We start from the raw sequence: 22,422 nt of genomic DNA on the forward strand, positions 1-22,422 counted from the left end.
ATGGGCGTAAGAAAAATCAAGGAGAAACCTAATGTTTGTAAAAAAAGGCGACAAAGTTCGCGTAATCGCTGGTAAAGATAAGGGAACAGAAGCTGTTGTCCTTACTGCCCTTCCAAAAGTAAACAAAGTTATCGTTGAAGGTGTTAACATCGTTAAGAAACACCAACGTCCAACTAACGAGCTTCCTCAAGGTGGTATCATCGAGAAAGAAGCAGCTATCCACGTATCAAACGTTCAAGTTTTGGACAAAAATGGTGTAGCTGGTCGTGTTGGTTACAAATTTGTAGACGGTAAAAAAGTTCGCTACAACAAAAAATCAGGCGAAGTGCTTGATTAATCACGAAGGAAAGGAGAAGTATAATGGCAAATCGTTTAAAAGAAAAATATCTTAATGAAGTAGTTCCTGCTTTGACAGAACAATTCAACTACTCATCAGTGATGGCTGTGCCTAAAGTAGATAAGATCGTTTTGAACATGGGTGTTGGTGAAGCTGTATCAAACGCTAAAAGCCTTGAAAAAGCTGCTGAAGAATTGGCACTTATCTCAGGTCAAAAACCACTTATCACTAAAGCTAAAAAATCAATCGCCGGCTTCCGTCTTCGTGAAGGTGTTGCGATCGGTGCAAAAGTTACCCTTCGTGGTGAACGTATGTACGAATTCTTGGATAAATTGGTTTCAGTTTCACTTCCACGTGTACGTGACTTCCACGGTGTTCCAACAAAATCATTTGACGGACGCGGAAACTACACACTTGGTGTGAAAGAACAATTGATCTTCCCAGAAATCAACTTCGATGACGTTGACAAAACTCGTGGTCTTGACATCGTTATCGTAACAACTGCTAACACTGACGAAGAGTCACGTGCATTGCTTACAGGCCTTGGAATGCCTTTTGCAAAATAATATAGGAGGTAAATCTAATGGCTAAAAAATCAATGATTGCTAAGAACAAACGTCCAGCGAAGTTCTCTACTCAAGCTTATACTCGTTGTGAAAAATGTGGTCGTCCACATTCAGTTTACCGCAAATTTAAACTTTGCCGTGTTTGCTTCCGTGAATTAGCTTACAAAGGACAAATCCCTGGTGTAACAAAAGCATCTTGGTAATTCTAGCTTTCAATCCCGTCGTGATTCGTCGTTATTTGCTTTTGCCTAACTCAAGTTATGCCTGCAAGCAGATGCCTAGACTCACTTAGGAATTGAAACCTAGAAACATATTCTGAGCCCAGCTCAATCATTAACTAGCAAGTGCAACTTGCAAACTACTAGTAAGAGGAGAAAAACAAAATGGTTATGACTGACCCAATCGCAGACTTCCTAACTCGTATTCGTAATGCTAACCAAGCTAAACACGAAGTACTTGAAGTACCTGCATCAAACATCAAAAAAGGGATTGCTGAAATCCTTAAACGCGAAGGTTTTGTAAAAAACGTTGAAATAATCGAAGATGACAAACAAGGCATCATCCGTGTATTCCTTAAATACGGACCAAATGGTGAAAAAGTTATCACTAACTTGAAACGTGTTTCTAAACCAGGACTTCGTGTCTACAAAAAACGTGAAGACCTTCCAAAAGTTCTTAACGGACTTGGAATTGCTATCCTTTCAACTTCTGAAGGTTTGCTTACTGATAAAGAAGCACGCCAAAAGAATGTTGGTGGTGAGGTTATCGCTTACGTTTGGTAATATTTAGCTCCCAATTTCTTTGTGAGTCTTCGTTATCGTCTCTTGCCTAACCCAAAGTTATGCCTGCGAGACGATGCCTAGATTCACTTTGAAATTGAAACCTAAATGTTCCTTTAAATCGAGAAATCGATTTAACCCCGTGAAAACTGGCCGTCATGGCCTGACAATTTAACAGGAGAATAAAAACATGTCACGTATTGGTAATAAAGTTATCGTGTTGCCTGCTGGTGTTGAACTCACTAACAATGACAACGTTGTAACTGTAAAAGGACCTAAAGGAGAACTTACTCGTGAGTTCTCAAAAGATATTGAAATCCGTGTGGAAGGTACTGAAGTAACTCTTCACCGTCCAAACGATTCAAAAGAAATGAAAACTATCCACGGAACTACTCGTGCACTTTTGAACAACATGGTTATTGGTGTTTCAGAAGGCTTCAAGAAAGAACTTGAAATGCGTGGGGTTGGTTACCGTGCACAACTTCAAGGAAACAAACTTGTTTTGGCTGTTGGTAAATCACATCCAGATGAAGTTGAAGCTCCAGCAGGAATTACTTTTGAACTTCCAAACCCAACGACTATCGTTATCAGCGGAATTTCAAAAGAAGTAGTTGGTCAAACAGCTGCTTACGTACGTAGCCTTCGTTCACCAGAACCATACAAAGGTAAAGGTATCCGTTACGTTGGCGAATATGTTCGTCTTAAAGAAGGTAAAACTGGTAAATAATGTTGAGTGGTTGATTTTCAACCACCAACCTCATTACCAACTTTGTGCATAGCACACGATTTAAAACTAAAGAGGTGAAAACTGTGATTTCAAAACCAGATAAAAACAAACTCCGCCAAAAACGCCACCGTCGCGTTCGCGGAAAACTCTCTGGAACTGCTGATCGCCCACGTTTGAACGTATTCCGTTCTAATACAGGCATCTACGCTCAAGTGATTGATGACGTAGCGGGTGTAACGCTCGCAAGTGCTTCAACTCTTGACAAAGAAGTTTCAAAAGGAACTAAAACTGAACAAGCCGTTGCTGTCGGTAAACTCGTTGCAGAACGTGCAAACGCTAAAGGTATTTCAGAAGTGGTGTTCGACCGCGGTGGATATCTATATCACGGACGTGTGAAAGCTTTGGCTGATGCAGCTCGTGAAAACGGATTGAAATTCTAATAGGAGGACACTAGAAAATGGCATTTAAAGACAATGCAGTTGAATTAGAAGAACGCGTAGTTGCTGTCAACCGTGTTACAAAAGTTGTTAAAGGTGGACGTCGTCTTCGTTTCGCAGCTCTTGTTGTTGTTGGTGACCACAACGGTCGCGTAGGATTTGGTACTGGTAAAGCTCAAGAAGTTCCAGAAGCAATCCGTAAAGCAGTAGATGATGCTAAGAAAAACTTGATCGAAGTTCCTATGGTTGGAACAACAATCCCACACGAAGTTCTTTCAGAATTCGGTGGAGCTAAAGTATTGTTGAAACCTGCTGTAGAAGGTTCTGGAGTTGCCGCTGGTGGTGCAGTTCGTGCCGTTGTGGAATTGGCAGGTGTGGCAGATATTACATCTAAATCACTTGGTTCTAACACTCCAATCAACATTGTTCGTGCAACTGTTGAAGGTTTGAAACAATTGAAACGCGCTGAAGAAGTTGCTGCCCTTCGTGGTATTTCAGTTTCTGATTTGGCATAAGAAAGGGGATAAAATGGCTCAAATTAAAATTACTTTGACTAAGTCTCCAATCGGACGCATTCCATCACAACGTAAAACTGTTGTAGCACTTGGACTTGGCAAATTGAACAGCTCTGTTATTAAAGAAGATAACGCTGCTATCCGTGGTATGATCACAGCAGTATCTCACTTAGTAACAGTTGAAGAAGTAAACTAATGAATTTTTAGGGGATGTGCACTATACCATCCCCTAAAACTAGATATAGTCATCTATGATGACGTCGTATAGGCGAGTTGATGGGGGAGACAACCTTTTCTCCCTTATCGGCGCTAGCATTTTACAAAAGAGGAGAAAATAAAAATGAAACTTCATGAATTGAAACCTGCAGAAGGTTCTCGTAAAGTACGTAATCGCGTTGGTCGTGGTACTTCATCAGGTAACGGTAAAACATCTGGTCGTGGTCAAAAAGGTCAAAAAGCTCGTAGCGGTGGCGGAGTTCGCCTTGGTTTTGAAGGTGGACAAACTCCATTGTTCCGTCGTCTTCCAAAACGTGGATTCACTAACATCAACGCTAAAGAATACGCAATTGTGAACCTTGACCAATTGAACGTCTTTGAAGATGGTGCTGAAGTTACTCCAGTTGTTCTTATCGAAGCAGGAATTGTTAAAGCTGAAAAATCAGGTGTTAAAATTCTTGGTAACGGTGAGTTGACTAAGAAATTGACTGTGAAAGCAGCTAAATTCTCTAAATCAGCTGAAGAAGCTATCACTGCTAAAGGTGGTTCAGTAGAAGTCATCTAAGAGAGGTGACCTATGTTTTTTAAATTATTAAGAGAAGCTCTTAAAGTCAAGCAGGTTCGATCAAAAATTTTATTCACAATTTTTATCGTTTTGGTTTTTCGTATCGGAACTAGCATTACAGTTCCTGGTGTGAATGCCAATAGCTTGAACGCTTTAAGTGGATTATCCTTCTTAAACATGTTGAGTTTGGTGTCAGGGAATGCCATGAAAAACTTCTCAGTTTTTGCTCTTGGTGTTAGCCCCTACATTACGGCCTCTATCGTTGTCCAACTCTTACAAATGGATATTTTACCCAAATTTGTAGAGTGGGGTAAACAAGGGGAAGTAGGTCGAAGAAAATTAAATCAAGCTACTCGTTATATTGCTCTTGTTTTAGCCTTTGTGCAATCTATCGGAATTACAGCTGGTTTTAATACTTTGGCTGGAGCTCAATTGTTGAAAACAGCTCTTACTCCACAAGTCTTTATCATGATTGGTATCATTTTAACAGCTGGTAGCATGATTGTTACTTGGTTGGGAGAGCAAATTACAGATAAGGGATACGGAAATGGTGTTTCTATGATCATCTTTGCCGGGATTGTTGCTTCAATTCCAGAGATGATTCAGGGCATCTATGTGGACTACTTTGTGAACGTTCCAAGTGACCGTATCAACTCATCTATCATTTTCGTAATCATTTTGATTATTACTGTATTGTTGATCATTTACTTTACAACCTATGTTCAACAAGCAGAATACAAAATTCCAATCCAATATACTAAGGTTGCACAAGGTGCTCCATCTAGCTCTTACCTTCCTTTGAAGGTAAACCCTGCTGGAGTTATCCCTGTTATCTTCGCTAGTTCGATTACTGCAGCGCCAGCAGCTATTCTTCAGTTTTTGAGCGCTACAGGTCATGATTGGGCTTGGGTAAGAACAGCACAAGAGATGCTGGCAACAACTTCACCAACTGGTATTGCCATGTATGCTTTGCTGATTATTCTCTTTACATTCTTCTATACGTTTGTACAGATTAATCCTGAAAAAGCGGCAGAGAACCTACAAAAGAGCGGTGCCTATATCCACGGAGTTCGTCCTGGTAAAGGTACAGAAGAATATATGTCTAAACTTCTTCGTCGTCTTGCAACTGTTGGTTCCCTTTTCCTTGGTGTGATTTCTATTTTACCGATTGTAGCAAAAGATGTTTTCGGACTTTCAGAAGCAGTTGCTTTTGGAGGAACCAGTCTTTTGATCATTATCTCTACAGGTATTGAAGGAATCAAACAATTGGAAGGTTACCTATTGAAACGTAAGTATGTTGGTTTCATGGACAGAACAGAATAAAAGTATTTACTGAATTAGTAAATACTGAGGGAGTGGAGGTTTAAACTCTGACATTTGTGAGAGTTTGGTCTCCCCTCTTCTATTTTGTTTTTAAATAGGGGTGAAAAGACTTTTTACTTCTATTTAAAAATAAAATAAGGAGATCAGATCATGAATCTTTTGATTATGGGCTTACCGGGTGCAGGTAAGGGAACTCAAGCAGCAAAAATCGTAGAACAATTCCATGTTGCACATATCTCAACAGGTGATATGTTCCGCGCTGCAATGGCAAATCAAACTGAAATGGGTGTTCTTGCTAAGTCATACATTGACAAGGGTGAATTGGTTCCTGACGAAGTTACAAATGGAATCGTAAAAGAACGTCTTTCACAAGATGATATTAAAGAAACAGGATTCTTGTTGGATGGTTACCCACGTACAATCGAACAAGCTCATGCCTTGGACAGAACATTGGTTGAACTTGGCATTGAACTAGAAGGTGTCATCAACATTGAAGTGAATCCAGATAGCCTCTTGGAACGTTTGAGTGGCCGTATCATTCACCGCGTAACTGGAGAAACTTTCCACAAGGTCTTTAACCCACCAGTTGACTATAAAGAAGAAGATTACTACCAACGTGAAGATGATAAGCCTGAGACAGTAAAACGTCGTTTGGATGTTAATATTGCTCAAGGGGAACCAATCATTGCTCACTACCGTGCCAAAGGTTTGGTTCATGACATCGAAGGTAATCAAGATATCAATGATGTCTTCTCAGATATCGAAAAAGTATTGACAAATTTGAAATAAAGCGTTTTTCACACTTGCAAAAATCCGCTACAAATGTTATACTGAGATAGTCTGACTTATAATTGTTGTCTCTGTGTCTAGAGGCATCGAATCGAAATTTATGGAGGTGCTTTTGCGTGGCAAAAGACGATGTGATTGAAGTTGAAGGCAAAGTAGTTGATACAATGCCGAATGCAATGTTTACGGTTGAACTTGAAAATGGACATCAGATTTTAGCAACAGTTTCTGGTAAAATTCGTAAAAACTATATTCGTATTTTAGCGGGAGATCGTGTTACTGTCGAAATGAGTCCATATGACTTGACACGTGGACGTATCACTTACCGCTTTAAATAATCGAAAAACTTGGAGGGATAAGAAATGAAAGTAAGACCATCGGTCAAACCAATTTGCGAATACTGTAAAGTTATTCGTCGTAATGGTCGTGTTATGGTAATTTGCCCAGCAAATCCAAAACACAAACAACGTCAAGGATAAGATAGAAAGGAGAAAACATGGCTCGTATTGCTGGAGTTGACATTCCAAATGACAAACGCGTAGTAATCTCATTGACTTATGTTTATGGTATCGGACTTGCAACATCTAAGAAAATTTTGGCTGCTGCTGGAATCTCAGAAGATGTTCGTGTACGTGATCTTACATCAGATCAAGAAGATGCTATCCGTCGTGAAGTGGATGCAATCAAAGTTGAAGGTGACCTTCGTCGTGAAGTAAACTTGAACATCAAACGTTTGATGGAAATCGGTTCATACCGTGGTATCCGTCACCGTCGTGGACTTCCTGTCCGTGGACAAAACACTAAAAACAACGCTCGCACTCGTAAAGGTAAAGCTGTTGCGATTGCTGGTAAGAAAAAATAATATAGGAGGTAAAAGTCTTGGCTAAACCAACACGTAAACGTCGTGTGAAAAAGAATATCGAATCTGGTATTGCTCATATTCACGCTACATTTAATAACACTATTGTTATGATTACTGATGTGCATGGTAATGCAATTGCTTGGTCATCAGCTGGTGCTCTTGGTTTCAAAGGTTCTCGTAAATCTACACCATTTGCTGCTCAAATGGCTTCTGAAGCTGCTGCTAAATCTGCACAAGAACACGGTCTTAAGTCAGTTGAAGTTACTGTTAAAGGTCCAGGTTCTGGTCGTGAGTCAGCTATTCGTGCTCTTGCTGCCGCTGGTCTTGAAGTAACAGCAATTCGTGATGTGACTCCAGTGCCACACAATGGTGCTCGTCCTCCAAAACGTCGCCGTGTATAATCATAACCTTACACTGCTTTTCGTTTAAGAGGGAGTAACTAAATGATCGAGTTTGAAAAACCAAATATAACAAAAATTGATGAAAATAAAGATTATGGCAAGTTTGTAATCGAACCGCTTGAACGTGGTTACGGTACAACACTTGGTAACTCTCTTCGTCGTGTACTTCTAGCTTCTCTTCCGGGGGCGGCTGTAACATCTATCAATATCGAAGGTGTATTGCATGAATTTGATACAGTTCCGGGTGTTCGCGAAGACGTGATGCAAATCATTCTGAACATCAAAGGTATTGCAGTAAAATCTTATGTTAAAGACGAAAAGATCATTGAACTAGATGTGCAAGGTCCTGCTGAAATTACAGCTGGAGATATCTTGACAGATAGCGACATTGAAATTGTAAATCCAGATCATTATCTCTTTACAATCGGTGAAGGTTCTTCTCTAAGAGCGACAATGACTGTTAACAGTGGTCGTGGATATGTACCTGCTGATGAAAATAAAAAAGATAATGCACCAGTTGGAACACTTGCTGTAGATTCTATTTATACACCAGTTACAAAAGTCAACTATCAAGTTGAACCTGCTCGTGTAGGTAGCAATGATGGTTTCGACAAATTAACCCTTGAAATCTTGACTAATGGAACAATTATTCCAGAAGATGCTTTAGGGCTTTCAGCACGTATCTTGACCGAGCACCTTGATTTGTTTACAAATCTTACAGAGATTGCTAAGTCAGCAGAAGTGATGAAAGAAGCTGATACTGAATCGGACGACCGTATCTTGGAACGTACGATTGAGGAACTTGACTTGTCTGTGCGTTCATATAACTGTTTGAAACGTGCCGGTATCAACACTGTGCATGATTTGACAGAAAAATCTGAAGCAGAGATGATGAAAGTAAGAAATCTTGGACGCAAGAGTTTGGAAGAAGTGAAAGTCAAACTCATTGATTTGGGTCTTGGATTAAAAGATAAATAAAGGAGGAATAAATGGCTTACCGTAAACTAGGACGCACTAGCTCACAACGTAAAGCAATGCTTCGCGATTTGACAACTGACCTTTTGATTAACGAATCAATCGTGACAACTGAAGCTCGTGCTAAAGAAATCCGTAAAACTGTTGAAAAAATGATTACTCTAGGTAAACGTGGTGATTTGCATGCACGTCGTCAAGCAGCTGCTTTCGTACGTAATGAAATCGCATCTGAAAACTATGATGAAGCAACTGATAAGTACACTTCTACTACAGCACTTCAAAAATTGTTCTCAGAAATCGCACCTCGTTATGCTGAGCGTAACGGTGGATACACTCGTATCCTTAAAACTGAACCACGTCGTGGTGATGCAGCGCCAATGGCGATCATCGAATTAGTATAAAATCATCAATTTTGTTGAGTGTTATGATGATGGAGTCTTGTGCTCTTAGTCTAGCTCTGGTCTACCGCTAGGACTTATGTCCTAGCGGGAACACTCATCATAAGATGATAAGGTAGACGCTTGTTTACGAAATTGTTTTTTTCTTAAGAACAATTTCGTAAGCAGGCGTTTTTGAGTATTTTATTAAGAAATATGCTATACTATTGAAAAAGAAAATCAAAAACGTTCAGGTTTCCTATTTTAAGAAGAATTGGAGTTTGCTTATGAAAGCGATTATAACTGTTGTTGGTAAAGATAAATCTGGAATTGTTGCAGGTGTTTCTGGTAAAATTGCAGAATTGGGTTTGAACATTGATGATATTTCTCAAACTGTCTTGGATGAATATTTCACGATGATGGCTGTCGTCTCTAGTGATGAAAAGCAAGATTTTACTTATCTTCGTAATGAATTTGAAGCTTTTGGGCAAACTTTGAATGTGAAAATCAATATTCAGAGTGCAGCGATTTTCGAAGCTATGTATAATATCTAGGAGGTGCACATGGATATTAGACAAGTTACTGAAACCATCGCCATGATTGAGGAGCAAAACTTCGATATCAGAACCATTACCATGGGAATTTCTCTTTTGGACTGTATCGATCCAGATATCAATCGTGCTGCGGAGAAAATTTATCAAAAGATTACGACCAAGGCAGCTAATTTAGTAGCAGTTGGGGATGAAATTGCAGCGGAGTTGGGAATTCCAATTGTTAATAAGCGTGTATCGGTGACTCCTATTTCTCTGATTGGGGCGGCGACAGATGCAACAGACTACGTGGTTCTTGCAAAATCGCTTGATAAGGCTGCGAAAGAGATTGGTGTGGATTTTATCGGTGGTTTTTCTGCCTTGGTACAAAAGGGTTATCAAAAGGGAGATGAGATTCTCATCCATTCTATTCCTCGCGCTTTGGCTGAAACGGATAAGGTCTGCTCGTCAGTTAATATCGGTTCAACCAAGTCTGGTATTAATATGACGGCTGTGGCAGATATGGGACGTATTATCAAGGATACGGCAACTCTATCCGATATGGGCGCAGCCAAGTTGGTTGTATTTGCTAATGCCGTTGAGGACAATCCGTTTATGGCAGGTGCCTTCCACGGTGTTGGGGAAGCAGATGTTATCATCAATGTCGGGGTTTCTGGTCCTGGTGTAGTGAAGCGTGCCTTGGAAAAAGTTCGTGGAGAGAGCTTTGATGTAGTAGCCGAAACAGTTAAGAAAACTGCCTTTAAAATCACTCGTATCGGTCAATTGGTTGGTCAAATGGCCAGTGAGAGACTGGGTGTGGAGTTTGGTATTGTGGACTTGAGTTTGGCGCCAACTCCTGCGGTTGGAGACTCTGTGGCACGTGTCCTTGAGGAAATGGGACTAGAGACAGTTGGTACGCATGGAACGACGGCTGCCTTGGCTCTCTTGAATGACCAAGTTAAGAAGGGGGGAGTGATGGCCTGCAACCAAGTCGGTGGTTTGTCTGGTGCCTTTATCCCTGTTTCTGAGGATGAAGGGATGATTGCTGCAGTGCAAAATGGCTCTCTTAATCTGGAAAAACTAGAAGCTATGACGGCTATCTGTTCCGTTGGCTTGGATATGATTGCCATTCCGGAGGATACACCTGCTGAAACCATTGCGGCTATGATTGCAGATGAAGCTGCAATTGGTGTCATTAACATGAAAACAACAGCTGTTCGTATCATTCCAAAAGGAAAAGAAGGCGATATGATTGAGTTTGGTGGCCTATTAGGAACTGCGCCTGTTATGAAAGTCAATGGGGCTTCGTCTGTTGATTTCATCTCTCGTGGAGGACAAATCCCAGCACCAATCCATAGTTTTAAAAATTAAGAAAATAAAAGAAATTTTAAGTTCTATTTAAGGTTAGGTGTGTATACTATAATCATTAAATAAAGACCTCCTAATATTATTTGAAATAGATAACTCGGATTTAGTTTGAATTTGATTTTCATCTAATATCTTTATTTAATGAACTCCTAAACTTTTTCATAATAATCTCCTGCAAAAGTCGCCTATATGGGTGGCTTTTGTTTTATCATCCATGATATAATAGAAGCAAATGGAGGACGGAAAATGGTAAAAGTACGATTGTATTTGGTACGTCATGGCAAGACCATGTTTAACACGATTGGTCGCGCGCAAGGTTGGAGTGATACTCCCTTAACAGCTGAAGGTGAGCGAGGAATTCAAGAATTAGGAATCGGTTTGCGAGAATCTGGTCTGCAGTTTGCTCGCGCTTATTCGAGTGATTCTGGGCGCACCATTCAGACCATGGGAATCATTCTTGATGAACTTGGCTTGCAGGGGAAAATCCCTTATCGCATGGACAAGCGTATCAGAGAGTGGTGTTTTGGTAGCTTTGATGGAGCCTACGATGGCGATCTTTTCATGGGCATTATTCCTCGTATCTTTAATGTGGACCATGTTCACCAATTGTCTTATGCTGAACTGGCTGAGGGCTTGGTAGAGGTTGATACAGCTGGTTGGGCTGAAGGCTGGGAAAAACTCAGTGGCCGAATCAAAGAAGGTTTTGAAACGATTGCCACAGAAATGGAAGAACAAGGTGGAGGCAACGCCCTTGTTGTCAGCCACGGAATGACCATTGGAACCATTGTTTATCTGATTAATGGTATGCATCCGCATGGTCTAGATAATGGTAGCGTGACGATTCTTGAATATGAGGACGGTCAGTTTAGCGTAGAAGTTGTCGGCGACCGTAGTTACCGAGAAATAGGACGTGAGAAGATGGAAGAGGCCTCTATTTAATCAGTCCAGACTTATACTCTTCGAAAATCTCTTCAAACCACGTCAGCTTCGCCTTGCCGTAGATATATGTAACTGACTTCGTCAGTCTTATCTACAACCTCAAAGCAGTGCTTTGAGCAACCTGCGGCTAGTTTCCTAGTTTGCTTTTTGATTTTCATTGAGTATTACTTTCTATGAACTAGGGATTTGATAAGAATATCAAGATAAGAAAAAACAGCCGAGGGTAATCCTTTCGGCTGTTTTTGATGGGGGAAACTAAAGTGTAATGCTATTGCTCTTAGAAATCTTCATGAATAAGAGTAATGAACTCACTGTTAGAATAGTCAAGATAGTTGACAAGGCTGCGGCTACACCGTAATTCCCTCTGAGAACTTCTGTATAAATAGCTACAGTCATTGTTCTTGTTTTGACATTGTAGAGGAGGATAGAAGTAGAGAGTTCTGAAATCATTGTGACCCAAGATAGGATAGCTCCAGAAATAATACCAGATAGCATCATTGGAGTTGTAATCTTGGCAAAGGTATTGAGACGACTACTTCCTAAGCTCTCAGCGGCTTCTTCAATACTTGGTGCTATTTGTTGCAAGCTAGCAACAGATGAGCGAATAGTATAAGGTAATCTTCTGACAGATAGGGACATAATTAAGATGAAAGCAGTCCCTGTAATCATAAGAAATCCACTTCCAAATAGACCAGTATTGAAGGAAGAAATGAAGGCAATCCCTAGAACGGTTCCTGGTACAATATAGGGAACCATACTGAGGCTGTCAATTAAGTTTGTAAACAAATTCCGTTTTCTAACGGCTAGGTAGGAGATAAATGTTGCGAATAGGACAACTAGAACTAAGGCAATCAAAGGGATACGAATGGTATTGAAAATAGCAGATCCCATACGATTGAAAGCTACCTTGTAACTGTTTAGAGAATAGCCTTTGACAAATACCATACCTGATGTTTTTAGGAAAGAAGTATAAATCAAGTAGACTTGAGGTAGAACAGAGAACAAGATAATTCCGTAGACTGTTGCATAAATAGCAGCCATTTTTCCTTTTGTAGTTTTTTTAGGTTCAATTGGATGGAGCGAATTCATGCTGAAACTGTAGCGATTTGAAATGTATTTTTGTATAAGGAAAATTGCCAAGGCAATGATAATCGCCATAATTGCTAAAGCAGATGCAAAAGCAGAATTTCCTCCAACCTCGCTAATAAATTGGGTATAAATCAGGACAGGGAAAGTCCGATATCCTTCACCAATCAACATAGGCGTTCCAAAGTCTGAGAATGCTCTCATAAATACAAGCAAGGCAGCAGCTAGTAAGGTTGGAACTAGGAGAGGTAAAACAACCGTTACGATACGTTTAAATCCGAAGGACCCCATGCTTTCAGCGGCTTCAAGTAGAGAATTGTCAATACTTTTCATTGTTCCAGCAACGTATAGAAATACGAGTGGGAATAGCTGCAGTGTGAAGACAAGTACAATTCCTTTGAATCCATAGATATCTATAGCTGGAAGATGAAGGGAATTTGTCAAAAATTTAGTGATGACCCCATTTCGTCCCAGCAAGAGAATCCAGGAATAGGCTCCCACGAATGGAGCTGACATGGAAGCAATGATAATTAATATTTGTAGAAATTTCTTCCCCTTGAAGTCATACATAGAGAAGAGATAAGCTAATAAGGTTCCTACGACTAAGGAAGTGACAGTAGCGGTAATGGAAACCTTGAAACTGTTGACAAGTGTCTCAGAGTAGTAGGCTTTACTAAAGAAAGTGACAAAATTAGCTAGTGAGAATTGTCCTTCATGTATGAGTGCTTGCTTGAGCACGGTAACGATAGGATAAACGAGAAAGACAAGATAAGTAAGAAAGATGAAGAAAGAGGAGGCTGTCCAAATATTTAGTTTTTTACGTTCCATGGTTGACTCCTTTTATCAGGTTTTGCGAACCATCTGCAGAAAAGACGTTTAATTTTTGAGTATTGATTCGTAGACGAATACGATCGCCTTTTTGTAGATCTTCTTCAAAAGTTGATTCTTCGCTAACTTGAATTTTTGAGGCAAATCCTGTCTCGATGAAATACTCAGTATTTAGTCCAAGATAGACGCTATCGCTAATAGTTCCTTCAATATCTCCAGATTCATCTTTGATGAATTCTTCAGGACGAATGCTTACATGAATAGCTTGCTCCTCAGCCTGATCAAGAGCTGGCATTCGAAGGGCATAACCATCTGAAAAGACGATATAAGTGCCGTCACTCCGTTTTTCAAGATTAGCAGGGATAATATTTGTGCGTCCGATAAAGGTAGCCACAAACTCATTAGCTGGTTTATGATAAAGTTCTTTTGGTCGGCCGATTTGTTGGATAACCCCATCTTTCATAACAGCAATTTGATCTGAAATAGCCATAGCTTCTTCTTGGTCGTGGGTCACATAAACAGTTGTAATTCCCACTTCGTGTTGGATTTCTCGAATGGCTTGACGCATATCCAAGCGAAGTTTGGCATCCAGGTTACTAAGGGGCTCGTCCATGAGGAGAACACTTGGATTAACCGCTAAGGCACGTGCCAAGGCGACACGTTGTTGTTGTCCACCACTGAGTTTATCTGGCTTTCGATCCGCATATTGAGCAATTTGCATGAGTTCAAGATACTTGTTGGTCTGTTGAATCAATTCTTCTTTTGGAACCTTCTTTTGCTTAAGACCAAAAGCAACATTGTCTCGTACAGTCAAATGTGGGAAAATAGCGTAGTTTTGGAAAACCATCCCGATATTGCGTTTGCTGGGTTCCATATTATTGATTTTTGTATCATCGAAGTAAAATTCTCCACCTTCGATACTGTTGAAACCTGCAATCATGCGAAGAAGAGTCGTTTTTCCACATCCTGAAGGCCCAAGAAGGGTAAAGAGACTTCCTTTTGGAATCGTAATGTTCAAATTCTCAATAACAGGGACATCGTGGTAGATTTTTTTGGCGTTAATAATTTTGATCTCACTCATAGTGAACCTCTTTTACTGTTTAGATTGGATATCTGTAAAGACTTCGTTGTATTTCTTAACGATATCTGATTTATTCTTGATGACATAATCATAATCTTCAGTGAGTGTTTTGATTTTGTCAATTGGTTTCATATTTTCGCTAGTTTTAGCATTTTTACGAACAGGACGGTTAGTAGTGGTTGTACCAAGTGTATCTTGTACTTCTTGAGAGATGATGAAATCGATAAATTTCTTGGCATTTTCCATGTTTTTAGCTTTTTTAACGATAGCGGCACTAGCAGGTAGGAAGACTGTTCCTTCTTTTGGATAGACTACCTTGATGTTAGCTCCGTCATTTAAGAGTTTAACCGCTGGATCTTCATAAGAGAGACCAACAGCCATTTCTCCGTCAGCGACTGCTTTATAGACGCCAGATGAACTTGAACCGATTTTACCATCAATAAGTGTGAAGAGATCTTTTACATAAGACCAAGCCTTATCATCTTTGTAGCCACCTTGAGCTTGTAGCATGTTTGTTAATTGGGCAAAGGCACTAGAAGAGTTTGCTGGGTCAGCAGTTGCGATTTTTCCTTTTAGTTCAGGTTTGAGAAGGTCGCTATATCCTTCGATGTTCATGCCTTTAGTTAAATCAGGATTGACGATTAAAACACTACCATCTAATGTATAAGGAGTAGAGTAGCCAGTTGTATTTTGATATTCTTTGATAACATTATCATTTTCTTTTGAAGTATAGTTTTCAAAGAGTTCACCGTGGGTAGCATATTGTGTATAAGAACCACCAAAGATGACATCGGCTACAGGAGCTTCTTTTTCAGACTCTAGTTTTTTGAAAAGTTCTCCAGTACCAGCTTGAATCAGTTCTACTTTGATACCATATTTTTCTTCAAAGGCAGGAATGGTTGCTCCAATTAAGCCCTCTGAGTTTGGTGAATAAACGACTAGCGAACCGCCATCCCCTTTATCAGATGAACTGTCATCGGCAGATTCATTAGAAGAACAAGCAGCAAGACCAAAAAGAGCTAGTCCGCAAGCAGCATAATACATCCATTTCTTTTTCATGATGGATACCTCCGTTATGTTATTTAAGTTTATTTTAAAATAATGTAAGCGTTTTTAAAACCAATAATTCTATTCTATTAGAGTAAAATTCTCTACAAAAACGGAAGTAATCTTTTTGATTTTATAGTAGGGTTCGACAGTTAATAATTGAAAAGTCAAATTTTATTTTTTAGATTGGATATCTGTAAAAATATCATTGTACTTTTTAAGAATAGTGGATTTGTTCTTGATGACATAATCTGAATCTTCAGTAGCAACATTGATTTCTGTCATAGCCTTCATATTTTTATTGGTTTTAGCATTTTTACGAATAGGTCTGATTGTAGTTTCAGTTCCTAGTTTATCCTGGATTTCTTGAGAAAGGAGGAAATCGATAAATTTTTTAGCATTGTCCATGTGTTTGGCATTTTTGACGATAGCCGCGTTACCAGGTAAAAAGACGGTACCTTCTTTTGGATAAATAACTTTTACATCAACTCCGTCGTTTAAGAGTTTTAAGGCAGGATCTTCATAGGTGAGTCCTACAGCCATTTCTCCATCGGCGACGGCTTTATAAACATTCGAAGAGCTAGATGCAATTTTTCCATCTACTAGGGTAAATAGATTTTTCACATAGGTCCAAGCTTGTTCATTTTCGTATCCACCTTGATCCACAAGCATATTTGTTAATTGAGCAAAGGCACTTGAAGCGTTACTTGGATCAGCAGTAGCGATTTTTCCTTTTAATTTGGGATTGAGTAGATCATTGTAGCCTTCAATTTTAATATCTTTTGTAAGAGCTGAATTGGCAATGATAACACTGACATCCAGTGTATAAGGTGTGTAGAATCCTGTTTTATTTTGATATTCAGGGATTATCTGGTCGTTTTCTTGGGAAATATAAGGTTCAAAAAGTTTTTCGTTAGAAGAGAAGAGGGCATAGGAGCCTCCGAAAATGACATCGGCTACTGGGGATTCTTTTTCGGCCTCAGCTTTTTTGAACAATTCACCAGTGCTGGCTTGTACTAAATCAACCTTAATACCATATTTTTCTTCGAAGGCTGGGATTGTTTCTTCGATAAGATCTTCAGGGTTAGGTGAATAGATAACCAAAGTGTTATTCGAATCTGTTTCAGTGCTAGTTTCCGCTCCTATAGCTGAAGAACATCCTGATAAAGTAAGCAATATCCAACCACAAGAGAGAAAGAATAGTAGTTTTTTCATAAGAGACTCCTTTTTTACGAACGTTTTCACTCTACATTTTTATAACGTTTATAATTTGTAGAGTCCTATAGAATATAATAAAAACCTTAAAGAAATCTAAAATAGAAAATAGGAATTAAGCTCCTAGAGTAAGGATGCGTGAACAGTGGATAGGATTTCGATGGTAAGTATAAAATAAAAAGATTGCTACAATAGAGTTGAGCAATCCTTTTACATCAATGATTTTTATTCATAAGTTTTAATTCTTTTGGAGATATATGAAGATATTTTTTAAACACTTTGGCAAAATATTTATAGTCTGAAAATCCAACTTGCTCAGAGATGTCGCTTAGGGGGGAGTTGGGAGATTCGGCCATTTTATCTATAGCTTGTTTGAGGCGATAGCGTAAGATATATTCATTTAGCGTCATGGGGAAGTCTTCTTTGATAACCTTATATAGATAACTTTCGCTATACCCCAGCGATTCTGCTAGTTTAGTAATAGTAAAATGTTCTGCATAGTGCGTGTGGACAAAGGAGATAATTTGCTGAATGATTTGGTTCTGTGTATCAACTTGTTGGATAGAGGTGAGTAAAGTTTGATATTCTTCTAAAAAAGGAGTTTCTTGATAGGTGCTAACTTGTAATCGCAAAACAATGTTTTGAAGACATTCTGTTAATTCCTTGGTATCAATTGGTTTAGATAGGAAATCAATCGCGCCATATTGCATGGCTTTTTTGGCATTTTGAAAATCGTTATAACCTGATAAAATAACTTTTTCATAAGAAAGGGTACGAGTGGCTTCGAACATCATAAAAGCATCCATAATTGGCATTGTGATGTCTGTTAAGACAATATGAGGCTCTTTTTCTTGGATGAGTTTCATTCCCTCTTGACCGTGACTGGCAGTTCCTACAACTTGGATGCTTAAGGCAGAGTAGTCTACAGCAATCTCTAGCCATTTTCGAATGAGGTGTTCATCTTCTACGATAATGAGCTTAAACATGAGTTAGTCCTTTCGTTACAAATTTGACCCAAGTTTCTCCTTGGCGATTGACTCCTAGATCTAGCTGAACATCAGGAAAGAAATTGCTCAACCGTTTGTAGCTGTTAACAATGCCATGCTGGGTATGAGGGCTATCTAAAGAGTCTAAAATAGCGAGTCGCTCTTGTTTTGTGAGTCCTCCGGCATTATCCTTGACCCAAAAAGTCAGAGAATTTGCTTCCAAGGTAATTTGGATATCAATATGAAGATCAATACGGTATTGCATCCCATATTTTATAGCATTTTCTACCAGAGGAAGCAAGAAAAGTTTAGGAATAGGTTGATTATCGACACTTTCTGGACAGACAATATCATAGGAAAAGTGCTCGAAACGAATCTTGTGAATAATAAGGTAATCCTCTATAATCTTTAAATCTTGACAAATGGTTGTTTCTTTTTCTAAATCAGTGATACTGTAGCGAAGAATGCGCGTGAGATTTTGAATCAGGTCTTGTGTGAGGCTTGCATCCATTAAAGAAGTGATTTTAATCGTTTCAAGTGTATTGTAGAGAAAATGAGGATTGAACTGAGCTTCCAGCATTTTTCTTTCAAAAATCCACTTTTCTTTTTCGATGGTCAACATTTTCTGATGAAGTTGATCTAATTCATACAACATATTATTAATTTTTTCGGCCATAAATTCAAACTCATCACCTGTTTGTAGATAAAGCCTTTTTTCTGCTTGTTTGGGAATTTCTTGAAGTTGGTAAACTAAACTTTCAATAGGAACAGCGTTGTGTGTAGCAATCTTATGAGCAATTCGTCTTGCTTGCCAGAAGTAGAGGAAGAATATACATAAGGTGAGAATGGAGGCTAGGCCGAGTAAGCTAGGAATAGGAAAGAAGGATTGAAAAGTATAGATTGAAAAAATAGCACCGACTTTTTCTTTTTGAACAATAAGCGGTTCATTCGCATACCAGTGGGTGCGAGAGTGTAGGAGCTTTTCATCAAATTTTTCAAGAGTGGAACGAGTAAATTGATTTGTATTGTTGGAAAACATATTTCCAAAGCTATCGGTAATGATGTATTTAGAATTGATCATTGGGAAACTTGAGATGAAATCATTCTCATTTACGAAAGCAATAGTATAGGCTTTAACTCGTTGGTTTTGAAGTAGTGGTTTGATAAAGAGTGTGTAGTGTTGCTTGTCTGAAGAGAGTGCAATTTTTTCTGTAACTTTATCTTGAGAAGGATTTTGAATGAGCAGTTTTAGATAGTAGGGTGCTAAAATACTTTCTTGATGATTTCGATTGGTACTAAATAGTAATTCACCTGTATCACTTAGGATAATGAGATCAGAACTAAGTTTTAATTTAGCTTTTGTCTCGTAAAATAAGCTAAAGACTTCTCGCTCTGTGTGTTTGCCGTCCAAAAATCCAGGAATCATTTTATAGTTCATAGTGGTCAGGAGCTCATTATTTGCTTCTTTCATCTCTTGAACTTGTTTGACAATCTGTCTCGTGTCTTTGGAGAGTTGTTGCTTTTGTAAAAAATAGGAAAAACCAAACAGTAAAATGAGCAGTAAAAGAGAGGTCACAAATGCTGCGATAGAGCTTCTATGGAGAATTTCTTTTTGGAGAGATTTTTTAAAGGAATGAGACATCTGCTACCTCCTTGGAAGGATTTTCTGTTATAAGTATAGCAGTTTAAAAATTCTAGAGCAAGGTAAAATAGAAAAGTATAGAATAGAACGAGACCAAATTCCCTCAAAAATGGTATAATAGTAACATCACAAAATTGGAGAGAAACCATGAGTTTTTACAATCATAAAGAAATCGAGCCTAAGTGGCAAAAATACTGGGCTGACCATCACACTTTTAAGACGGGAACAGATGCCTCAAAACCTAAGTTTTATGCGCTTGACATGTTTCCTTACCCATCTGGAGCGGGTCTGCACGTAGGACACCCAGAAGGCTATACTGCAACCGATATCCTCAGTCGTTACAAACGTGCGCAAGGCTACAACGTCCTTCACCCAATGGGTTGGGATGCCTTTGGTTTGCCTGCAGAGCAATACGCTATGGATACAGGGAATGACCCAGCAGAATTTACGGCGGAAAATATTGCCAACTTCAAACGTCAAATCAATGCGCTTGGATTTTCTTATGACTGGGACCGTGAAGTCAACACAACAGATCCAAACTACTATAAGTGGACGCAGTGGATTTTCACCAAGCTTTACGAAAAAGGTTTGGCCTATGAAGCAGAAGTACCAGTAAACTGGGTTGAGGAACTAGGAACAGCTATCGCTAACGAAGAAGTTCTTCCTGACGGAACTTCTGAGCGTGGTGGCTATCCAGTTGTCCGCAAACCAATGCGCCAATGGATGCTCAAAATCACGGCCTATGCAGAGCGCTTGCTCAATGACTTGGATGAGTTGGATTGGCCAGAGTCTATCAAGGACATGCAACGCAACTGGATTGGTAAATCAACTGGTGCCAATGTAACTTTTAAAGTTAAGGGAATAGACAAGGAATTCACAGTCTTTACTACTCGTCCGGACACCCTCTTCGGTGCGACTTTCACTGTCTTGGCTCCTGAGCATGATTTGGTTGACGCTATCACAAGTCCAGAGCAAGCAGAGGCTGTAGCAGACTACAAAAACCAAGCTAGCCTCAAATCTGACTTGGCTCGTACAGATCTTGCCAAGGAAAAAACAGGGGTTTGGACTGGTGCGTATGCCATCAACCCTGTCAATGGCAAGGAAATCCCAATCTGGATTGCGGACTATGTTCTTGCTAGTTACGGAACAGGTGCCGTTATGGCTGTACCAGCCCATGACCAACGTGACTGGGAATTTGCCAAACAATTTGACCTTCCAATCGTCGAAGTACTTGAAGGTGGAAACGTTGAAGAAGCTGCCTACACAGAGGATGGACTTCATGTCAATTCAGACTTCCTAGATGGATTGAACAAAGAAGACGCTATTGCCAAGATCGTGGCTTGGTTAGAAGAAAAAGGCTGTGGTCAAGAGAAGGTGACATACCGTCTCCGCGATTGGCTCTTTAGCCGTCAACGTTACTGGGGTGAGCCAATTCCTATCATTCATTGGGAAGATGGGACTTCAACAGCTGTCCCTGAAAATGAATTGCCACTTGTCTTGCCTGTGACCAAGGACATTCGCCCTTCTGGTACAGGTGAAAGTCCACTAGCTAACTTGACAGACTGGCTTGAAGTGACTCGCGAAGATGGTGTCAAAGGTCGCCGTGAAACCAACACCATGCCACAATGGGCAGGTTCAAGCTGGTATTACCTCCGCTATATTGACCCTCACAATACTGAAAAATTGGCCGATGAGGACCTTCTCAAACAATGGTTGCCAGTGGATATTTACGTAGGTGGAGCAGAACACGCCGTTCTTCACTTGCTTTATGCTCGTTTCTGGCACAAATTCCTCTATGACTTAGGTGTCGTTCCAACTAAGGAACCATTCCAAAAACTCTTTAACCAAGGAATGATCTTGGGAACAAGCTACCGTGACCACCGTGGGGCTCTTGTGGCAACTGACAAGGTTGAGAAACGTGACGGTTCCTTCTTCCATGTGGAAACAGGAGAAGAGTTGGAGCAAGCACCAGCTAAGATGTCTAAGTCTCTCAAGAACGTGGTTAACCCAGATGACGTGGTGGAACAATACGGTGCTGACACCCTTCGTGTCTATGAAATGTTCATGGGACCACTTGATGCTTCGATTGCTTGGTCAGAAGAAGGTCTGGAAGGAAGCCGTAAGTTCCTTGACCGTGTTTACCGTTTGATTACAAGCAAGGAAATTGTTGCAGAAAACAATGGTACTCTTGACAAGGTTTACAACGAAACCGTTAAGGCTGTCACAGAGCAAATCGAGTCGATGAAATTCAACACAGCCATTGCCCAACTCATGGTCTTTGTCAATGCCGCTAACAAGGAAGACAAGCTTTATGTGGACTATGCCAAAGGATTTATCCAATTGATCGCGCCATTTGCACCTCACTTGGCAGAAGAACTCTGGCAAACTCTTGCAGCAACAGGTGAGTCAATCTCTTATGTAGCTTGGCCTACTTGGGACGAAAGCAAATTGGTTGAAGACGAAATCGAAATCGTCGTCCAAATCAAAGGAAAAGTCCGTGCCAAAATCATGGTCGCTAAAGACCTATCACGCGAAGAATTGCAAGAAATAGCACTCGCTGATGAAAAAGTCAAAGCTGAAATTGACGGTAAGGAAATCGTGAAAGTGATTAGTGTACCTAATAAGCTTGTGAATATTGTGGTGAAATAAGAGGCTCTTTGTTAACTGTAGTGGGTTGAAGAAAAGCTAAGATCTAGAAAGGACGAAATTCGTCCTTTCTTTTTTGATGTTCAGAGCGATAAAAATCCGTTTTTTGAAGTTTTCAAAGTTCCGAAAACCAAAGGCATTACGCTTGATAAGCTTGATGAGATTATTGGTCGCTTCTAATTTTGCGT

Annotated in this window: 29 protein-coding genes; 21 read left to right on the forward strand and 8 right to left on the reverse strand. The window is 39.8% G+C overall.

Annotated elements, in window-relative coordinates:
* Positions 1–31 precede the first annotated feature (31 nt).
* The 20 genes from rplX to QM959_RS04270 all read left to right on the forward strand — a co-directional run bounded on the left by rplX (position 32) and on the right by QM959_RS04270 (position 11,703).
* Positions 32–337 (forward strand): 50S ribosomal protein L24, encoded by a 306-nt coding sequence (gene rplX / locus QM959_RS04175; RefSeq protein ID WP_000497691.1) that lies wholly within the window; start codon positions 32–34, stop codon positions 335–337.
* 23 nt (positions 338–360) lie between these two features.
* Entirely contained in the window at positions 361–903 is a 543-nt protein-coding gene (gene rplE, locus QM959_RS04180) for a 50S ribosomal protein L5 (RefSeq protein WP_000013542.1), read from the forward strand.
* A 17-nt stretch (positions 904–920) separates the two neighbouring features.
* Entirely contained in the window at positions 921–1,106 is a 186-nt protein-coding gene (locus QM959_RS04185) for a type Z 30S ribosomal protein S14 (protein WP_001085697.1), read from the forward strand.
* Positions 1,107–1,286: 180 nt separating this feature from the next.
* On the forward strand, positions 1,287–1,685 hold the full coding sequence (rpsH, locus tag QM959_RS04190) for a 30S ribosomal protein S8 (protein WP_000245504.1): 399 nt from the start codon (positions 1,287–1,289) through the stop codon (positions 1,683–1,685).
* A 187-nt stretch (positions 1,686–1,872) separates the two neighbouring features.
* The gene (gene rplF / locus QM959_RS04195; protein WP_075565061.1) at positions 1,873–2,409 is read left to right on the forward strand and encodes a 50S ribosomal protein L6; all 537 of its coding nucleotides are present in this window, start codon (positions 1,873–1,875) and stop codon (positions 2,407–2,409) included.
* Between the two features lie 83 nt (positions 2,410–2,492).
* The gene (gene rplR / locus QM959_RS04200; protein WP_000624044.1) at positions 2,493–2,849 is read left to right on the forward strand and encodes a 50S ribosomal protein L18; all 357 of its coding nucleotides are present in this window, start codon (positions 2,493–2,495) and stop codon (positions 2,847–2,849) included.
* Between the two features lie 17 nt (positions 2,850–2,866).
* Positions 2,867–3,361 carry a 30S ribosomal protein S5 gene (gene rpsE, locus QM959_RS04205; protein WP_000874202.1) on the forward strand — a complete coding sequence of 165 codons (495 nt, stop codon included), beginning with the start codon at positions 2,867–2,869 and terminating at the stop codon, positions 3,359–3,361.
* Between the two features lie 13 nt (positions 3,362–3,374).
* Positions 3,375–3,557, forward strand: coding sequence for a 50S ribosomal protein L30 (gene rpmD / locus QM959_RS04210; protein ID WP_000057241.1), 183 nt, complete (start codon positions 3,375–3,377; stop codon positions 3,555–3,557).
* A gap of 144 nt (positions 3,558–3,701) precedes the next feature.
* On the forward strand, positions 3,702–4,142 hold the full coding sequence (gene rplO, locus QM959_RS04215; RefSeq protein ID WP_000766089.1) for a 50S ribosomal protein L15: 441 nt from the start codon (positions 3,702–3,704) through the stop codon (positions 4,140–4,142).
* 12 nt (positions 4,143–4,154) lie between these two features.
* On the forward strand, positions 4,155–5,465 hold the full coding sequence (gene secY, locus QM959_RS04220; RefSeq protein WP_000465402.1) for a preprotein translocase subunit SecY: 1,311 nt from the start codon (positions 4,155–4,157) through the stop codon (positions 5,463–5,465).
* A 150-nt stretch (positions 5,466–5,615) separates the two neighbouring features.
* Positions 5,616–6,254: an adenylate kinase gene (locus QM959_RS04225; protein ID WP_414371613.1), complete on the forward strand. Its 639-nt coding sequence runs from the start codon at positions 5,616–5,618 to the stop codon at positions 6,252–6,254.
* A 116-nt stretch (positions 6,255–6,370) separates the two neighbouring features.
* Positions 6,371–6,589: a translation initiation factor IF-1 gene (infA, locus tag QM959_RS04230; RefSeq protein WP_001029883.1), complete on the forward strand. Its 219-nt coding sequence runs from the start codon at positions 6,371–6,373 to the stop codon at positions 6,587–6,589.
* A 24-nt stretch (positions 6,590–6,613) separates the two neighbouring features.
* The gene (gene rpmJ / locus QM959_RS04235) at positions 6,614–6,730 is read left to right on the forward strand and encodes a 50S ribosomal protein L36 (protein ID WP_001808836.1); all 117 of its coding nucleotides are present in this window, start codon (positions 6,614–6,616) and stop codon (positions 6,728–6,730) included.
* Between the two features lie 17 nt (positions 6,731–6,747).
* Positions 6,748–7,113 (forward strand): 30S ribosomal protein S13, encoded by a 366-nt coding sequence (gene rpsM, locus QM959_RS04240; protein WP_000090781.1) that lies wholly within the window; start codon positions 6,748–6,750, stop codon positions 7,111–7,113.
* Positions 7,114–7,130: 17 nt separating this feature from the next.
* Complete coding sequence (gene rpsK, locus QM959_RS04245) at positions 7,131–7,514, forward strand: 30S ribosomal protein S11 (protein WP_001118385.1); 384 nt, start codon at positions 7,131–7,133, stop codon at positions 7,512–7,514.
* A 42-nt stretch (positions 7,515–7,556) separates the two neighbouring features.
* The gene (locus QM959_RS04250) at positions 7,557–8,492 is read left to right on the forward strand and encodes a DNA-directed RNA polymerase subunit alpha (protein WP_070458878.1); all 936 of its coding nucleotides are present in this window, start codon (positions 7,557–7,559) and stop codon (positions 8,490–8,492) included.
* Between the two features lie 11 nt (positions 8,493–8,503).
* On the forward strand, positions 8,504–8,890 hold the full coding sequence (gene rplQ, locus QM959_RS04255; protein ID WP_000331493.1) for a 50S ribosomal protein L17: 387 nt from the start codon (positions 8,504–8,506) through the stop codon (positions 8,888–8,890).
* Between the two features lie 263 nt (positions 8,891–9,153).
* Positions 9,154–9,420 (forward strand): ACT domain-containing protein, encoded by a 267-nt coding sequence (locus tag QM959_RS04260; RefSeq protein WP_000644124.1) that lies wholly within the window; start codon positions 9,154–9,156, stop codon positions 9,418–9,420.
* 9 nt (positions 9,421–9,429) lie between these two features.
* Positions 9,430–10,767 carry a PFL family protein gene (locus QM959_RS04265; protein ID WP_414371615.1) on the forward strand — a complete coding sequence of 446 codons (1,338 nt, stop codon included), beginning with the start codon at positions 9,430–9,432 and terminating at the stop codon, positions 10,765–10,767.
* A 243-nt stretch (positions 10,768–11,010) separates the two neighbouring features.
* Positions 11,011–11,703 (forward strand): histidine phosphatase family protein, encoded by a 693-nt coding sequence (locus tag QM959_RS04270; protein ID WP_414371616.1) that lies wholly within the window; start codon positions 11,011–11,013, stop codon positions 11,701–11,703.
* A gap of 32 nt (positions 11,704–11,735) precedes the next feature.
* Here the strand turns inward: QM959_RS04270 and QM959_RS04275 are convergent, their stop codons facing one another.
* From QM959_RS04275 to QM959_RS04305, 7 genes are all read right to left on the reverse strand, one after another.
* Positions 11,736–11,861: a hypothetical protein gene (locus QM959_RS04275; protein WP_049497424.1), complete on the reverse strand. Its 126-nt coding sequence runs from the start codon at positions 11,859–11,861 to the stop codon at positions 11,736–11,738.
* Positions 11,862–11,958: 97 nt separating this feature from the next.
* A complete protein-coding gene (locus QM959_RS04280; protein WP_414371618.1) occupies positions 11,959–13,617 on the reverse strand; it encodes an ABC transporter permease in 1,659 nt (552 codons plus the stop codon).
* Complete coding sequence (locus QM959_RS04285; RefSeq protein ID WP_414371621.1) at positions 13,607–14,698, reverse strand: ABC transporter ATP-binding protein; 1,092 nt, start codon at positions 14,696–14,698, stop codon at positions 13,607–13,609. Before QM959_RS04285 ends, QM959_RS04280 begins: the two co-directional genes overlap by 11 nt.
* A gap of 12 nt (positions 14,699–14,710) precedes the next feature.
* A complete protein-coding gene (locus QM959_RS04290) occupies positions 14,711–15,757 on the reverse strand; it encodes an ABC transporter substrate-binding protein (RefSeq protein ID WP_049531814.1) in 1,047 nt (348 codons plus the stop codon).
* Between the two features lie 162 nt (positions 15,758–15,919).
* Positions 15,920–16,960: an extracellular solute-binding protein gene (locus QM959_RS04295; protein ID WP_414371623.1), complete on the reverse strand. Its 1,041-nt coding sequence runs from the start codon at positions 16,958–16,960 to the stop codon at positions 15,920–15,922.
* A 215-nt stretch (positions 16,961–17,175) separates the two neighbouring features.
* Entirely contained in the window at positions 17,176–17,946 is a 771-nt protein-coding gene (locus tag QM959_RS04300; protein ID WP_414371625.1) for a response regulator transcription factor, read from the reverse strand.
* The gene (locus QM959_RS04305) at positions 17,939–19,588 is read right to left on the reverse strand and encodes a sensor histidine kinase (protein WP_414371627.1); all 1,650 of its coding nucleotides are present in this window, start codon (positions 19,586–19,588) and stop codon (positions 17,939–17,941) included. Before QM959_RS04305 ends, QM959_RS04300 begins: the two co-directional genes overlap by 8 nt.
* A 147-nt stretch (positions 19,589–19,735) precedes the next feature.
* On the opposite strand from QM959_RS04305, the gene leuS reads away from it, so the two are divergent.
* Entirely contained in the window at positions 19,736–22,237 is a 2,502-nt protein-coding gene (gene leuS / locus QM959_RS04310) for a leucine--tRNA ligase (RefSeq protein ID WP_414371629.1), read from the forward strand.
* Between the two features lie 36 nt (positions 22,238–22,273).
* Here leuS and QM959_RS04315 read toward each other — a convergent pair.
* Positions 22,274–22,422: transposase (locus QM959_RS04315; protein ID WP_414371631.1), on the reverse strand; the 149-nt coding region annotated here is incomplete at its 5' end.

This window comes from Streptococcus mitis, assembly GCF_047459985.1.
GTDB lineage: Bacteria > Bacillota > Bacilli > Lactobacillales > Streptococcaceae > Streptococcus > Streptococcus mitis_DZ.

Excerpts from the sequence above, each read along its gene's own strand:
- rplX (WP_000497691.1), top strand. The coding sequence starts at position 32 with ATGTTTGTAAAAAAAGGCGACAAAGTTCGCGTAATCGCTGGTAAAGAT.
- rplE (WP_000013542.1), top strand. The coding sequence starts at position 361 with ATGGCAAATCGTTTAAAAGAAAAATATCTTAATGAAGTAGTTCCTGCT.
- QM959_RS04185 (WP_001085697.1), top strand. The coding sequence starts at position 921 with ATGGCTAAAAAATCAATGATTGCTAAGAACAAACGTCCAGCGAAGTTC.
- rpsH (WP_000245504.1), top strand. The coding sequence starts at position 1,287 with ATGGTTATGACTGACCCAATCGCAGACTTCCTAACTCGTATTCGTAAT.
- rplF (WP_075565061.1), top strand. The coding sequence starts at position 1,873 with ATGTCACGTATTGGTAATAAAGTTATCGTGTTGCCTGCTGGTGTTGAA.
- rpsE (WP_000874202.1), top strand. The coding sequence starts at position 2,867 with ATGGCATTTAAAGACAATGCAGTTGAATTAGAAGAACGCGTAGTTGCT.
- rpmD (WP_000057241.1), top strand. The coding sequence starts at position 3,375 with ATGGCTCAAATTAAAATTACTTTGACTAAGTCTCCAATCGGACGCATT.
- rplO (WP_000766089.1), top strand. The coding sequence starts at position 3,702 with ATGAAACTTCATGAATTGAAACCTGCAGAAGGTTCTCGTAAAGTACGT.
- secY (WP_000465402.1), top strand. The coding sequence starts at position 4,155 with ATGTTTTTTAAATTATTAAGAGAAGCTCTTAAAGTCAAGCAGGTTCGA.
- QM959_RS04225 (WP_414371613.1), top strand. The coding sequence starts at position 5,616 with ATGAATCTTTTGATTATGGGCTTACCGGGTGCAGGTAAGGGAACTCAA.
- rpmJ (WP_001808836.1), top strand. The coding sequence starts at position 6,614 with ATGAAAGTAAGACCATCGGTCAAACCAATTTGCGAATACTGTAAAGTT.
- rpsM (WP_000090781.1), top strand. The coding sequence starts at position 6,748 with ATGGCTCGTATTGCTGGAGTTGACATTCCAAATGACAAACGCGTAGTA.
- QM959_RS04250 (WP_070458878.1), top strand. The coding sequence starts at position 7,557 with ATGATCGAGTTTGAAAAACCAAATATAACAAAAATTGATGAAAATAAA.
- rplQ (WP_000331493.1), top strand. The coding sequence starts at position 8,504 with ATGGCTTACCGTAAACTAGGACGCACTAGCTCACAACGTAAAGCAATG.
- QM959_RS04260 (WP_000644124.1), top strand. The coding sequence starts at position 9,154 with ATGAAAGCGATTATAACTGTTGTTGGTAAAGATAAATCTGGAATTGTT.
- QM959_RS04265 (WP_414371615.1), top strand. The coding sequence starts at position 9,430 with ATGGATATTAGACAAGTTACTGAAACCATCGCCATGATTGAGGAGCAA.
- QM959_RS04270 (WP_414371616.1), top strand. The coding sequence starts at position 11,011 with ATGGTAAAAGTACGATTGTATTTGGTACGTCATGGCAAGACCATGTTT.
- QM959_RS04275 (WP_049497424.1), bottom strand. The coding sequence starts at position 11,861 with ATGAAAATCAAAAAGCAAACTAGGAAACTAGCCGCAGGTTGCTCAAAG.
- QM959_RS04280 (WP_414371618.1), bottom strand. The coding sequence starts at position 13,617 with ATGGAACGTAAAAAACTAAATATTTGGACAGCCTCCTCTTTCTTCATC.
- QM959_RS04285 (WP_414371621.1), bottom strand. The coding sequence starts at position 14,698 with ATGAGTGAGATCAAAATTATTAACGCCAAAAAAATCTACCACGATGTC.
- QM959_RS04290 (WP_049531814.1), bottom strand. The coding sequence starts at position 15,757 with ATGAAAAAGAAATGGATGTATTATGCTGCTTGCGGACTAGCTCTTTTT.
- QM959_RS04295 (WP_414371623.1), bottom strand. The coding sequence starts at position 16,960 with ATGAAAAAACTACTATTCTTTCTCTCTTGTGGTTGGATATTGCTTACT.
- QM959_RS04300 (WP_414371625.1), bottom strand. The coding sequence starts at position 17,946 with ATGTTTAAGCTCATTATCGTAGAAGATGAACACCTCATTCGAAAATGG.
- QM959_RS04305 (WP_414371627.1), bottom strand. The coding sequence starts at position 19,588 with ATGTCTCATTCCTTTAAAAAATCTCTCCAAAAAGAAATTCTCCATAGA.
- leuS (WP_414371629.1), top strand. The coding sequence starts at position 19,736 with ATGAGTTTTTACAATCATAAAGAAATCGAGCCTAAGTGGCAAAAATAC.